A 13,765-nucleotide genomic window follows, 5' to 3' on the forward strand; every position below is an offset into this window, starting at 1 on the left:
CCGGTGCGGTGCTGTGTTAAAGCAGTAGTTTGAGGCCGAAGGCGAGTAGGATGCTGCCGCCTAGGGCTTCGCTGTATGGTCCGATGAAGTTTTGGACTTTGCGGCCGACTAGTAGACCGCACCAGGTTAAGATGGTGGCGGCGACTCCGAAGCACATGAGGACTAGTACCGTTTTTGCCTGGTAGATTCCGAGTGTTAGTCCCACCGAAAAGCTATCTAAACTCACGCTAAACGCAAAAACCATTAGTCCAAACCCAACCGGCGTAATTACCGAGCTGTCCTCTTTTTTAAAGCTCGACCAAATCATTTGCACACCTAGTACAAGTAACAATCCCCCACCAATGTATGTAGCAATTGTCCCAAATTGATTAGACAAGAATTTTCCGGCAATCATCCCGAGTAATGGCATCCAAACATGAAAAATTCCAATCGTGATGCCAATTTTAAAGATTTGTCTTAATCGAAGGTTGAACATTCCCATTCCAAGGCCCACCGAAAAGGCATCCATGCCTAATGCAAAAGCCATTAAAATAAGTGTCAACAACTCGCCTGCAACTGCTGTCATATCTACTTTCGCCCCCTTGGACTTGCTAATTCAAGATATGCACGTCCAAGGGATTTTAGAATTAAAAGTCTGGAGTAAACCTCACAACTCAAAAAAAGCCCTCCAAACTAACTTCTGGAGGACTACGTTTTCGCCTATTCTATTCCACAATCACCCGATGCCCTGCTGCTTTTTCCAAACGATTCATAATCGCCTGACCAACACCCTCATTCGGGAACATTTCACTGAAAATAATATCCACTTTCTTCTCATTAAAAGTACGCAAGCTCTGATAAAGGGCAGTTGCCACTGTCTCTAGCTCTTCGCGTTTTCCACAAGCTAAAACAACATCCGCATCATAAGCACCAACCTGTTCAGCTGTCGTTAACACCCCAACCCGCAGCCCTTCTTGTCGTTTTTCCCGAATTAACTCGTCGAAAAATTTCTTTGAGCCATTCACCAAAAACAACGGCGCATCAGGAGCATAGTGCTGATACTTCATCCCTGGCGATCTTGGCGCACTTGTCTGGTCAGTTAAAGCTGCGTCCAACCTCACTGAACCAACAACCGCCTCGATTTGCTCTTTCGTAATTCCACCTGGACGCAAAATGACAGGAACCTCCTCGGTGCAATCAATCACTGTCGATTCGACTCCGACACCCGTTGGCCCGCCATCCAAAATCCCGCTAACCTTCCCATCCAAATCCTCCAACACATGCTCACCCTTTGTAGGACTTGGACGACCAGATTTGTTCGCACTCGGTGCAGCAATTGGTAGCCCACATGCCTCTAACACCGCCAACGCCAACGGATGATCCGGAATTCTAACCGCAACCGTCTTAAGCCCGGCACTCGCTTTTTCCGATAAGGCTCCGTCTTTTTTTTGAAAAATAATCGTCAGCGGCCCTGGCCAAAACGCATCCATTAACAGGAGCGCTTTTTCAGGCACCTTTTCGACAAAGTCCGACAGCTGCTCCTTGTGAGCAATGTGGATAATCAGTGGATTATCGCTTGGCCGACCCTTTGCTTGAAAAATTTTTTCCACAGCTTTATCGTTTTCCGCATTCCCACCAAGCCCATAAACGGTCTCTGTCGGGAAAGCTACGACCTCATTTTGGCGTAAAAGCTGTGCTGCTTCCTTTACCTGTGGATAATCTACCAATTTACCCACAAACTTATCCACTTTCCAACGTTTTGTATCCATATAAAATCCACCTTCTAATTACTTGCAAGTAAACGACAGAAATCTACATAATTCCGACTTTTTTCGCCTATTCATGTTTGCAAGTATAAAAGAAAATAAATGCGAACACAAGTTTTTATCCACATTTTGTGGATAAAAACACCGTTTCCGTGGATAACTTTTCAGATATATCCACAAATTACATCTGGAATTTCAAAAATACTGAGTTATCCACAGTTAAGATGTTTTTAATATGTTCAGATTTGAATAAATCCTTTGGCAATTCCTCTTCTTCGATTGTGGAAAACCCAAGCATCTGAAAAAACGGTACAGAAGTCTGTTTATTCGTCGCTAAAAACAAGCTAGAGATATTCTTTTCCTTTGTTAATCGTAGAATTTGCTCGAACAATGTGAGAATCTCATTTTCCTTCATCCCAGCGGTAATGACTAATGAGCGCAAAAGCCCATTTTCTCCAAACGGTTCGACTCCAATGGTTGCTCGTAATCTACCACTCTCATCCTCCATCAGAAGAAAATATTCAACCGTTTCCTTTACACCCTCTGTTCCTAAGTTCGCCTTTTCTAAAAAATCCACTAAATTTGGCAAATCCTGCTCTGTCGCCATTCTGATTATTGTTTCCACTTTTCCACCCCATATTCTAGCGATTCCATCGCTCATTTGATGCTTCTAGTTTTATGAATATGATAGAGTAGAAAAAGTAGAACTAGATTTCTTCTATATTTTTGTAAAATAGATCCTTACAAATTAAAATCGACGGGAGGGGGGCCCGTCGATTTATCGAGAATATCTATTTAGAACAGCTTAAGCCACATTTCTTTAAGGAAAAATCTCACTTCTACTTTTTCCTCAGCTTCTGCAACATAAACTGGTTCTTGCTTTGGTTGTGTTTCAACTTTCGTTTCGGTAGCAATTGTAGGTTCGTTGACTACTTTTTCCCTTGCAACTGTTTCTTCTACCTGGATTACTTCAGTTACTTCTTTTTGAGGAGTAGGCGTTACTTCCACAATCGGTTGTGGGCTTTCTACTTCAGTAGTTGCCTCAACCGCAGCAGGTTCAACCACTCGTTGCTCTTCAAAACCATCGCTAACCGCTAACCCGTTTGAAAAATCTAGGAAGCACAATGGCGGGAATAACACACACCACCAGTTAGCCCCTTTCCCTTCACCTAATGTGATGAGAATCGCTTCGTATTCACCAGCTGGGTATAAAAATTGACCATATAATTTGGTTGGAAATTGAACCTTCCCAAACTCGACATTAACAAACTGATTGGAGCCTTCTCTTTTTACAACTTCTTCAGCTATTTTTTGAATCTCAGGTTGCTTGGATTGAAGTAAATCTCTCGCATGATTAATATTTGTTAATTCCTGTACCCACGTTGTGATGTTTGCATTTACTTCATCACGAACTAGTCTTTTTAACGCTTGATCCGCGTCTAAATCACTATTTGCCAGAATTCGTAAGCGAATCGCTTCTTTCGGGATAACGATTGATTCACTAGCTGTCACTTCATTTTTAGGTATGTATAAGCTTACGATTGTACCGATTACTAGAATTAATATATAGGCGATTCCTAAAGATTTCATTTTAAGTTTCATGTTTGCCACCAACCCTTTCCTATCCTCATTGTGGACAGAAAGTCGGATTCTTAAACTAGCATTTTGAAAAAATCTAGGAAACTATTTTTTTCCTCGTCTATTTTTCTAAAACATAGCCTTTGAACAAACCTTTTGGCATTAAGCTAAGTGTTTGCAGGAAATGTTCCTCCTAAAAAGAGGTAGCTTTCATTTTTTCCGACTATTGTCTGGATAATTCCGACCGTTCAGGGTTTTTTTCCGACTGTTTCGTCATTTTTTCCGACCGCTTTCACGATTATTCCGACTTTTTCACATTTTCGTCACAACCTCACGCTAATATCCAAAAGAAAACTTCTATGTTACCTCTTAATTTTTATAAAAAAAATAGACCACCCCCAAAAGAGGTAGTCTCACGCATTTACTTCCCTATTTCCGCAAACACCATGCGATCCTTGCCATTTATATCATTCACCACTTCGACAAAAGCACCCGGAAACGCTGACCGCAGCATGCCAGCCACTGTTTCTCCTTGGCCAGCACCGACTTCAAAGCCAACTAATGCCCGCTCGCGAACCACTAAAGGTAGCTCGACCATAAAACGGCGGTATAAATCGAGCCCATCCACGCCCGCAAACAAGGAGCTTTCTGGCTCATGATCTTTTACGACTACCGACATCCAAGAACGGTCACTTTCTGGAATATATGGTGGATTGGAAAGTATGACATCAAACCTCTCACCCGATGTTATGAACGGTTTTAATAGGTCACCATGAACGAACTCAACATCTGCACCCAAAACCAACGCATTCTCAAGAGCCACCGACAAGGCTACCTCCGATAAATCCGAAAGAGTTACACGTAAAGCTGGTTTCTCAAGCTTCATCGTCACACCGATTGCACCGCTGCCCGTTCCAACATCTAAAAATTGGAGGACAGAATCACCAGCAAACATCCGCTTCACCCGCTCCAACGCCCCATAAACTAACTCTTCCGTCTCTGGACGTGGAATCAACACAGCAGGTGAAACAGCAAACCGCCGGCCATAAAACTCCTCAAACCCAAGCAAATATTGAATCGGCACTCCTTCACCATGATGCAGCACAAACTTCTCGAACTCTAGCCAAATGTCCTCATCCAACTCATCTCGCATATTGGCAAACAACTGCGCACGCGACATTCCCGCTAATTGGCGCAGGATGATTTCTCCCGCATTCTCATCCCGACCTTTTTCGATTAAAAAAGAAGAAGCCCATGCAAGGGCCTCATACACTTTTTTAGAAATCATCAGATGCTGAATCAAGCTTACTTGATTGCTCCTCGACAACTAATGCATCGATAATTTCATCGAGCTTACCTTCGATGATTTGATCAAGCTTTTGAATCGTTAAGCCGATTCGGTGATCGGTCACACGGTTTTGCGGGAAATTGTACGTACGAATACGTTCAGAACGGTCACCTGTACCAACAGCTGATTTACGTACGGAATCAAATTCAGCCTGTGCTTCTTGTTGGAATTTATCGTAAACACGTGCACGTAAAACCTTCATTGCCTTGTCTTTATTTTTATGCTGCGATTTTTCATCCTGACAGGAAACAACGATCCCAGTTGGAATATGCGTTAAACGAACAGCTGACATCGTCGTGTTAACGGACTGACCGCCTGCGCCACTTGATGCAAACGCATCGAAACGAATATCCTTATCATGGATTTCTACTTCTACTTCTTCTGCTTCTGGCAAGCAAACAACGGTTGCCGTAGAAGTATGAATACGTCCACTAGATTCTGTTTCAGGTACACGCTGAACACGGTGGGCACCGCTCTCATACTTTAATTTAGAGAACGCACCCGTTCCATTAATCATAAAAATAATTTCCTTGTAGCCACCCAATCCAGTCGGGTTCGCATCCATTATATCGATTTTCCAGCCTTGTGCTTCTGCATAACGGCTGTACATACGGAATAACGTTCCAGCGAATAGCGCGGCTTCATCTCCACCAGCTGCTCCGCGAACTTCCATGATAACGTTTTTATCATCGTTCGGATCCTTTGGAACTAAAAGGATTTTCAAGCGTGCTTCGATTTCATCGAGTTGGCTTTGAAGCTCGCTCACTTCTTCTTTTACCATTTCGCGCATTTCAGGATCAAGCTTTTCATCGAGCATCACTTTTGCATCCTTCAGCTGCTCTTTTGTTTCTTTATACTCTCGATAAGCTTGCACTGTATCACTTATATCAGATTGTTCCTTAGAGTATTCGCGAAGCTTATTATTATTATTTATGATTTCTGGATCACTTAAAAGCTCATTTAATCTTTCATAGCGGTCCTCTACTGACTGTAAACGATCAAACAAAGTCCTTCACCTCTATCTTTTACCCCTAGTATGGGCATAACATTATAATTATAGTATAGGAGAAAACCAAGGTCAAAGCCAAATCCTATCCAGTACATATTTTTTCCAAAATTTTAACACACTAAAGCACTGAGGGACTGTCCCTCAGTGCTTTAGTGTGTTAAAATATCACCGATTTTTGATGTTTAAATGGGTACGGTAGGATGGTAGTGCTTTGATTAGTTCTCTCTCTAGTTGCTTTCTTGCTTGTTTTTCTTGTTGTTCGGTTAGATTGCGATCTGTATATACGGTGACGTGCATATCATTCCCATTCTGCCAAATGGGGCCAGCCTTGAATGTATGGTTTGCTCCAATGACGTCTCTTACTTGTTGGATTGCAACTCCGATGTTGTTAACATGGGTTTCGTTATCCGTATTTAAATTTAAAAAGTTCGGATTTTGATCAGTGATCTCATCCTGGTCCATTCCATGATCCCTATTACGATTATTGGTATCATTACCAACCTTCAGCAATTCTGTACTGTTTTTGTTATCATACTGACCGACATCTTTATTGCCAAGATAATTATTACAGCCACCAAGGGTAGCGGTGATTAGCATGAATAACACAAAAATATTACCTTTTTTCAAGGAATCCACCTCCATCCTTAAGTTTCCCCAAGAAATGAAGTAGTTATTACATAGTAAATTTAGTTTAGAAAATAAAGTTTAAATAAAAAAACCGCCAACTCTTAAAGAATTGACAGTTTTCTATCTTTTACGAATTAGAGCTGACCGTTTCAACTGCGCTCATTAGTTCACTTGGTGTTTTGGGCACCTCGTGGTGGTGGCGACAACGCGGTTCGTATGCTTCTGAAGCCCCTACAAGAATAATTGGGTCATGATAGGATGCAGGGCGACCGTTTATTAATCTTTGTGTTCTGCTGGCTGGTGATCCACAAACTGCACAAACAGCTTGAAGCTTTGTCACAAGCTCGGCAACCGCCATAATAGCTGGCATTGGCCCAAAAGGCTCGCCTCGGAAATCTTGGTCTAAACCTGCACAAATCACACGGTATCCGCTATTCGCAAGCTGCTGTACCACATCAGTGATTTCTTCATCAAAGAATTGGACTTCATCAATGGCAATGACATCCGTTTCATCATTTACATATTGAAAAATTTCCGACGAACGGGAAATGGGAGTTGCCATAAAAGAAACACCATTGTGGGATACAATCGCTTCTTCTGCATAACGGTTATCTAATTGAGGTTTAAAGACTACAATACTTTGCTTAGCAAACTGTGTTCGTCTTACTCGGCGAATGAGCTCTTCCGATTTTCCCGAAAACATACTTCCACAGATTACCTCGACCCAACCACTTTGCTTCATAACATACACTAGCGGCCTCTCCTTTCTTGCTTGAAAAAATATCTATATAAAATTATTTTGTGTCAATAAGTAAGTATTTTATCTATCTTAAGCGAATAAAAAAACAGGCAAGAAGCAATTTCCTCCTTGCCTGTTTTGATAATTATTGTTGAGCTTTCATGCCGTATTTCTTGTTGAACTTGTCAACACGTCCACCAGCTTCAGCAAACTTTTGACGTCCAGTATAGAATGGATGGCACTCAGAACAAGTTTCAATACGGATCTCTTTTTTAACAGAACCAGATTCAAACGTGTTACCACAAGCACAAGTTACCACTGTTTTATTATAGTTAGGATGAATTCCTGCTTTCATTCTTTTCATCTCCTTTTTGCCCTGAGTCTTTCGAAACAGAGTTATATATGGATACAGGATACCTGTACCATTTTTTCAAAAACACACTGTTAACATTATAACAAGCAAGATTGGGTTTTGCAATATCCGATTTAAATTGGATATTGATTCCTTAAACCTATGTTCGTTTTGATTTTAATTCTTCCCCAATTGCCGCGTAAAATTCCTCATTCGACTTTGTTGTTTTTAACTTGCGTAGGAATTTTTCGGCGAAATCTGGAGAATCCGACATCGATTTGCGGATGGCCCATAGCTTGTCCAGATGAATTTTTGGAATTAATAGCTCTTCTTTACGCGTTCCAGAACGACGGATGTCTAGAGCAGGGAAGATACGGCGTTCAGCAAGTGCACGGTCTAAGTGAAGCTCCATGTTCCCTGTTCCTTTAAATTCTTCGTAAATAACGTCATCCATACGAGAACCCGTTTCGACTAATGCCGTTGCTAAAATCGTTAAGCTTCCGCCTTCTTCAATATTACGGGCTGCCCCAAAGAATCGCTTCGGACGGTGGAAGGCTGCCGGGTCAATCCCCCCTGAAAGAGTACGACCACTTGGCGGTATAACTAAGTTATAAGCACGCGCTAGACGAGTAATACTATCCATCAAAATAACAACATCACGCTTATGCTCCACAAGACGCATGGCTCTTTCTAGCACAAGCTCCGAGACCTTAATATGATTTTCTGGTACTTCATCAAATGTAGAACTGACCACATCACCAGCAACGGAACGTTCGATATCCGTTACTTCCTCTGGACGCTCATCGATTAACAGAACAATCAATTCAACCTCTGGATGATTCGTTGTAATCGCATTAGCAATCTCTTTAATGAGCATGGTTTTACCTGCTTTTGGAGGCGCAACAATTAGACCACGTTGACCGAAACCAACTGGGGCAATTAAATCCATAATTCGAGTTGAGATATTTTTAGTAGTTGTTTCAAGTAGCATTTGACGATCTGGGTATAGGGCTGTTAAAGCTGGAAAGTGAACACGTTCCTTTGCCGATTCTGGATCATCACCGTTAACGGCTTCCACGTGTAATAGTCCAAAATAACGCTCGTTTTCTTTTGGTGGTCGAACCTTACCGGAAACTTTGTCACCATTACGTAAATCAAAGCGACGGATTTGCGATGCTGAAATGTAAATATCTTGTGAGCTAGGGGAGTAATTTATTGGTCTGAGGAAGCCGAAGCCTTCTGACTGAATAATCTCAAGAACACCTTCCATAAAAAAGTATCCTTGTTGTTCTGCCCGTGCTTTTAAAATGGCAAAAATTAGCTCTTTTTTCGTTAATTTGCTGTAGTAGGAAACCTTGTATTCCTTCGCAAGCTCATATAGTTCCTTGAGCTTCATGTTTTCTAAGCTTGATATAGTTAAATCCATCATGACACCACTCTTTATTTATTTGCCGCCAAAGCGTCCGAAACGCTTTAAGCCTTTCTATTTTGCAGTATATTTCCTCCATAAAAAAAGAAAAATCGGAAAGATCATACTAGAAGATATTTTGAAGTTTAAGAAGAGAAAACGAATGTAGTAGACAAACCATATATATTTTACCCTTTTTTACTGGAAATAATCAACTGCTATTTGGGAGTTTAACTTTAGGAGAGTTAAATAGGTAGCTCCTACCATTCATAAAAAGGCAGGAGCTAACTATTGAAAGGGTATTGTCCAGCTCTTGCGGCTAGCCGCTTCATCTTTTCTTTTTATTTCACTATAAAATTAGGCTTATTTTTCAAGCTATGACGTCCATCTACAAAGCGGACTGTTCCTGATTTTGCTCTCATAACTAATGAATGAGTGGATCCGTAGGCACCTTTAAATTGAACACCTTTTAAAAGTTCGCCATCGGTTACGCCGGTTGCAGCAAAAATTGCGTCGTCCCCACGTACTAAATCTTCCATACGTAATACACGATTCACGTCTAGACCCATTTTAATACAGCGCGCTAATTCGGCATCATTTTGTGGTAAGAGCTTTCCTTGGATTTCTCCTCCAAGACATTTAAGGGCTACCGCAGCGATAACGCCTTCAGGTGCTCCACCTGATCCGAATAAAATATCAACACCTGTAAAATCAAATGCTGTATTAATGGCTCCAGCAACGTCACCGTCGTTAATCAATTTAATGCGTGCGCCTGCTTCACGAAGCTGTGCAACAATATGACTATGGCGATCACGATTTAAAACGGTTGCCACGACGTCTTCAATGTCTTTATTTTTTGCACGAGCTACAGCCTTTAAATTATCTAGAACGGAAGCGTTGATATCGATTTGCCCGACTGCTTCTGGTCCTACAGCAATTTTATCCATATACATATCAGGTGCATGAAGTAAATTGCCATGGTCCGCAACGGCTAAAACAGCTAACGCATTCCAGCCCCCAGATGCGACAATATTCGTTCCTTCAAGTGGGTCAACCGCGACATCGACACGTTGGCCATATCCAGTTCCTAACTTTTCACCAATGTATAACATTGGCGCTTCATCCATCTCGCCTTCGCCAATTACAACGGTCCCTTTCATTGGGACTGTATCGAATACATCGCGCATCGCAGACGTTGCAGCACCATCTGCCTCATCCTTTAATCCACGACCCATCCAACGAGCGGATGCAAGCGCAGCCGCCTCTGTAACACGTACGAGCTCCATCGATAAGCTTCTTTCCATTTGATACCTTCCTTCCCCTTGTTGAAACACAATTTCTATTTTTTAAAAAATTCCCCTATGAAAGCTGGCTATTTTTTTTCAAAAATTACGCATTCTTAAGCTGTTCGATTTCTTCCTTTGTTAAATCCTCGCGCCATATCGTTGCACCTAGGCCGTTTAGCTTTTCAACTAAATTACTATAGCCACGGTCAATATGCTCCAGTCCTGTTACTTCTGTAATTCCTTCTGCCATAAGGCCAGCAATCACTAGAGCTGCACCAGCACGTAAGTCACTTGCTTTCACCTTTGCCCCTTGAAGCTGGATTGGTCCATTAATTATCGCCGAACGACCTTCGACTTTAATGTTGGCGTTCATCCGTCTTAATTCATCAATATGTTTAAAACGGGCACTATAAATGGTATCCGTTACTAATCCTGACCCTTCAGCTCTTGTTAACAGCGTGGTCATCGGCTGCTGTAGGTCCGTCGGAAAGCCTGGATAAACAAGCGTTTTGACATCGACTGCCTTTAATTTGCTTGACCCATCGATATATACTTGATCGTCATTCACTTTAATATGTACTCCCATTTCTCTTAGCTTAGCAATTAAGCTTTCTAAGTGATGGGAGATGACATTATCAATCAAAATTCCTTCACCGACTGCGGCCGCTAGAATCATATACGTTCCAGCTTCAATTCGGTCCGGAATAATCGTGTGGCGACATCCGTGTAAGTGGTCCACTCCGTCTATGCGAATGATATCGGTTCCTGCACCTTTAATTTTAGCTCCCATATTCGATAAAAGGGTGGCAACATCAATAATTTCTGGTTCTTTTGCGGCATTCTCAATAATCGTTCGACCTTTAGCTCGAACGGCTGCTAGCATAATATTAATCGTAGCGCCAACACTCACGACATCCAGATAAATTCGTGCACCACGAAGCTCATCTGCACGCAAATAAATAGCGCCTTGCTCGTTTGTAATTTTAGCTCCTAATGCTTCAAAGCCTTTAATATGCTGATCAATCGGTCTTGGGCCAAGGTGACAGCCACCAGGCAAACCAATGACCGCTTTTTTAAACCGACCGAGCATCGCACCCATTAAATAATAGGAAGCACGAAGTTTTTTTACTTTCCCATTCGGTAGTGGCATCGAAATCATCGAGGATGGATCGACGGTCATCTCATTATTAGAAAAATTAACGGTTCCACCAATTTCCTCTAGAAGCGCTTTCAAAATTTGTACATCAGAGATATCTGGTAAGCCTTCAATAGAAACAGGAGAGTCCGCTAAAATAGTTGCCGGGATCAGCGCAACTGCACTATTTTTTGCCCCGCTAATTCGAACTGTTCCTTTTAATGGGTAACCGCCTGCGATTTTTAGCTTTTCCATGTTCGACTCCTTTCTAAGCCATACAGTAATAAGTTAAAAAAGTTCGTCTGAATCGCCTACTGGTATATTATACCAACACCGATAGACAGATTCCGACAGCCTTTTTTTAATTAGTGTACACCAAAAAAAACTTTTCATGTATCAAAACGAAAATTTTTTTAAAATATGAAAATAGTCCTAATAAATGGGCAGTGCTATAAGAAAAGCGCAAGCCGCCCGTTTAGCGTCGTATGGACTGGAGCTCTCTTGACTGAGATAAAGGAAACACGAATCGCGTTTTTGGCGATTCGATGTTGACTTATCGTAGGGAAGGAGAGTGAAGTCCACTAGACGCTGGGCCGCTTGCGCTGGACAACTTTCAGAGTTAGATAGTTTACTTTTCTGTACGTGTGCTCCAGTCAGCTAAGAATGCATCGATTCCTGCAGCTGTTAATGGATGATTAAATAGTTGTGTGATGACTTTGTATGGGCATGTTGCAATATGCGCCCCTCTTAAGGCAGCATCTGTCACGTGCTGTGGATGACGAATCGATGCCGCAATGATTTCTGATTCAATTCCATGAATCGCAAAGATTTCGGCAATCGTAGAAATTAAATCAAGACCATTCGTACCAATATCATCTAATCTTCCGATAAATGGAGAAACGTACGTAGCACCCGCCCTTGCAGCCATTAATGCTTGGTTTGCACTAAAAATTAAAGTTACGTTCGTTTTAATTCCTTCCTTTGATAAAACCGAAACGGCTTTTAATCCATCTGGAGTCATTGGTAATTTAACGGTAATGTTTGAGTGAATGGCCGCTAGCTCTCTTCCTTCTCTAATCATGCCTTCTGCATCAAGAGCAATGACTTCTCCACTAACAGAGCCATTTACAAGTTCACAAATTTCTTTTAAGCGATCGTGAAAAGAAATCCCTTTTTCTTTTGCCACTAAAGATGGATTTGTTGTCACTCCAGCAATAATTCCTAGAGCATGTGCTTCGCGAATTTCTTCCATATTGGCTGTATCAATAAAAAATTTCATCTATAAATCCTCCGCTTTCATCTGCAAATTTCGACACTATTCGTCAAGTACGAAAAAAGAACTGAAACCGCCCTTACTGTAAAGGCGGTTTCAGGGGTAATTTTAAAAATAGTATTGGTATCTAGCTGCGGTGGCAAGCCACCTAGTATTTTGATGGTTTTTTATCAAAATACCTCCGCTTTTAAGCTTTATTAGAAGAACCAAATTCACGCATTTTACCAATAACCGTTTCTTTAATGGCGTCACGTGCTGGCCCTAAGTATTTACGTGGATCGTATTCGTTTGGTTTTGCTGCTAATACTTCACGAACTGTTTTCGCTGAAGCGATTTGGTTTTCTGTATTAACGTTAATTTTTGCAGTACCTAATGAAACAGCTTTCTGGATATCCTTAGTAGGAATCCCAGTTCCGCCGTGAAGTACTAAAGGTACACCAGTAGACTTGCCAATTTCTTCCATTTCTTTAAATCCTAAGTTTGGCTCACCTTTGTAAGGGCCATGAACAGAACCTAAAGCAGGAGCTAAACAGTCAATTCCAGTACGCTTCACAAGCTCCACGCACTCTTGTGGATCAGCATAAATAACGCCGTCAGCCACTACATCGTCTTCTTGACCGCCAACAATTCCAAGCTCAGCCTCTACGGAAACACCTTTTGCATGAGCGTACTCAACCACTTTAGAAGTTGTTGCTACGTTGTCTTCAAAAGTGCCGTGAGAAGCATCAATCATAACAGACGTAAATCCTGCATCAATTGCTTCCACACATTTCTCATAGCTAGAACCATGGTCTAAGTGAATCGCAACAGGAACGGTAATTTTATAATCATGTAAAAGACCTTCAACCATTTTCACAACAGTGAAGAATCCACCCATATAACGTGCAGCACCTTCAGATACCCCAAGGATAACTGGTGACTTTTCAGCTTCTGCCGCTTGAAGAATCGCTTGCGTAAATTCTAGGTTATTTAAGTTAAATTGACCTACTGCATATCCTTCTGCATTGGCTTTTTTAAGCATTTCTGTCATTGAAACTAAAGGCATTCTTTTTCCTCCTCGTTAGCTTTCTTTAGAAAGAACTTCAAGTTAGGTTTTCCCTTATTTATTACGGTTATGTACAAGTTCTTAACAAAGAATAGACATTTGAAATCCATAAGTATCATACCAAATAGAGTTAGGAATTACCATTAATCTAATGCAGTTTTTTAAAATGTCATAATGAAAGCGGAATCATTCATTCATGCAAGAAAAGTCTCTTGCAAAC

Annotated in this window: 14 protein-coding genes; all 14 read right to left on the minus strand. The window is 41.5% G+C overall.

What is annotated here, in order from left to right:
- Positions 1–16 precede the first annotated feature (16 nt).
- Positions 17–565 carry a manganese efflux pump MntP gene (locus tag LRP83_RS01865; RefSeq protein ID WP_230494965.1) on the minus strand — a complete coding sequence of 183 codons (549 nt, stop codon included), beginning with the start codon at positions 563–565 and terminating at the stop codon, positions 17–19.
- A 139-nt stretch (positions 566–704) separates the two neighbouring features.
- The gene (locus LRP83_RS01870) at positions 705–1,748 is read right to left on the minus strand and encodes an L-threonylcarbamoyladenylate synthase (RefSeq protein ID WP_230494966.1); all 1,044 of its coding nucleotides are present in this window, start codon (positions 1,746–1,748) and stop codon (positions 705–707) included.
- A 178-nt stretch (positions 1,749–1,926) separates the two neighbouring features.
- Entirely contained in the window at positions 1,927–2,370 is a 444-nt protein-coding gene (locus tag LRP83_RS01875) for a GNAT family N-acetyltransferase (protein ID WP_230494967.1), read from the minus strand.
- Positions 2,371–2,540: 170 nt separating this feature from the next.
- Positions 2,541–3,347 (minus strand): stage II sporulation protein R, encoded by an 807-nt coding sequence (gene spoIIR, locus LRP83_RS01880; protein ID WP_230494968.1) that lies wholly within the window; start codon positions 3,345–3,347, stop codon positions 2,541–2,543.
- Between the two features lie 397 nt (positions 3,348–3,744).
- Positions 3,745–4,611, minus strand: coding sequence for a peptide chain release factor N(5)-glutamine methyltransferase (gene prmC / locus LRP83_RS01885; RefSeq protein ID WP_230495087.1), 867 nt, complete (start codon positions 4,609–4,611; stop codon positions 3,745–3,747).
- Positions 4,601–5,677 (minus strand): peptide chain release factor 1, encoded by a 1,077-nt coding sequence (gene prfA / locus LRP83_RS01890; protein ID WP_230494969.1) that lies wholly within the window; start codon positions 5,675–5,677, stop codon positions 4,601–4,603. Before prfA ends, prmC begins: the two co-directional genes overlap by 11 nt.
- 168 nt (positions 5,678–5,845) lie before the next feature.
- Positions 5,846–6,307, minus strand: a complete 462-nt coding sequence (locus LRP83_RS01895) for a hypothetical protein (protein WP_230494970.1) — start codon at positions 6,305–6,307, stop codon at positions 5,846–5,848.
- A 127-nt stretch (positions 6,308–6,434) separates the two neighbouring features.
- Positions 6,435–7,058 (minus strand): thymidine kinase, encoded by a 624-nt coding sequence (locus LRP83_RS01900; RefSeq protein ID WP_230494971.1) that lies wholly within the window; start codon positions 7,056–7,058, stop codon positions 6,435–6,437.
- Between the two features lie 133 nt (positions 7,059–7,191).
- On the minus strand, positions 7,192–7,401 hold the full coding sequence (gene rpmE, locus LRP83_RS01905; protein ID WP_230494972.1) for a 50S ribosomal protein L31: 210 nt from the start codon (positions 7,399–7,401) through the stop codon (positions 7,192–7,194).
- Between the two features lie 157 nt (positions 7,402–7,558).
- Positions 7,559–8,824, minus strand: coding sequence for a transcription termination factor Rho (gene rho, locus LRP83_RS01910; protein ID WP_230495088.1), 1,266 nt, complete (start codon positions 8,822–8,824; stop codon positions 7,559–7,561).
- A gap of 323 nt (positions 8,825–9,147) precedes the next feature.
- Entirely contained in the window at positions 9,148–10,110 is a 963-nt protein-coding gene (gene glpX, locus LRP83_RS01915) for a class II fructose-bisphosphatase (protein ID WP_230494973.1), read from the minus strand.
- Positions 10,111–10,195: 85 nt separating this feature from the next.
- On the minus strand, positions 10,196–11,482 hold the full coding sequence (murA, locus tag LRP83_RS01920; RefSeq protein WP_230494974.1) for a UDP-N-acetylglucosamine 1-carboxyvinyltransferase: 1,287 nt from the start codon (positions 11,480–11,482) through the stop codon (positions 10,196–10,198).
- A gap of 373 nt (positions 11,483–11,855) precedes the next feature.
- Complete coding sequence (gene fsa / locus LRP83_RS01925; RefSeq protein ID WP_230494975.1) at positions 11,856–12,506, minus strand: fructose-6-phosphate aldolase; 651 nt, start codon at positions 12,504–12,506, stop codon at positions 11,856–11,858.
- Between the two features lie 181 nt (positions 12,507–12,687).
- Entirely contained in the window at positions 12,688–13,545 is an 858-nt protein-coding gene (locus tag LRP83_RS01930; protein WP_230494976.1) for a class II fructose-bisphosphate aldolase, read from the minus strand.
- Between the last annotated feature and the right edge of the window lie 220 nt (positions 13,546–13,765).

The sequence above is a fragment of the Pseudoneobacillus rhizosphaerae genome (assembly GCF_917563885.1).
GTDB classification, from domain to species: domain Bacteria; phylum Bacillota; class Bacilli; order Bacillales; family Cytobacillaceae; genus Pseudoneobacillus; species Pseudoneobacillus rhizosphaerae.

Bases quoted from the DNA above. Each gene is read 5' to 3' on its own strand.
- rho (WP_230495088.1), bottom strand. From the start codon at position 8,824: ATGGATTTAACTATATCAAGCTTAGAAAACATGAAGCTCAAGGAACTA.
- prmC (WP_230495087.1), bottom strand. From the start codon at position 4,611: ATGATTTCTAAAAAAGTGTATGAGGCCCTTGCATGGGCTTCTTCTTTT.
- glpX (WP_230494973.1), bottom strand. From the start codon at position 10,110: ATGGAAAGAAGCTTATCGATGGAGCTCGTACGTGTTACAGAGGCGGCT.
- LRP83_RS01870 (WP_230494966.1), bottom strand. From the start codon at position 1,748: ATGGATACAAAACGTTGGAAAGTGGATAAGTTTGTGGGTAAATTGGTA.
- LRP83_RS01930 (WP_230494976.1), bottom strand. From the start codon at position 13,545: ATGCCTTTAGTTTCAATGACAGAAATGCTTAAAAAAGCCAATGCAGAA.
- fsa (WP_230494975.1), bottom strand. From the start codon at position 12,506: ATGAAATTTTTTATTGATACAGCCAATATGGAAGAAATTCGCGAAGCA.
- LRP83_RS01865 (WP_230494965.1), bottom strand. From the start codon at position 565: ATGACAGCAGTTGCAGGCGAGTTGTTGACACTTATTTTAATGGCTTTT.
- murA (WP_230494974.1), bottom strand. From the start codon at position 11,482: ATGGAAAAGCTAAAAATCGCAGGCGGTTACCCATTAAAAGGAACAGTT.
- rpmE (WP_230494972.1), bottom strand. From the start codon at position 7,401: ATGAAAGCAGGAATTCATCCTAACTATAATAAAACAGTGGTAACTTGT.
- spoIIR (WP_230494968.1), bottom strand. From the start codon at position 3,347: ATGAAACTTAAAATGAAATCTTTAGGAATCGCCTATATATTAATTCTA.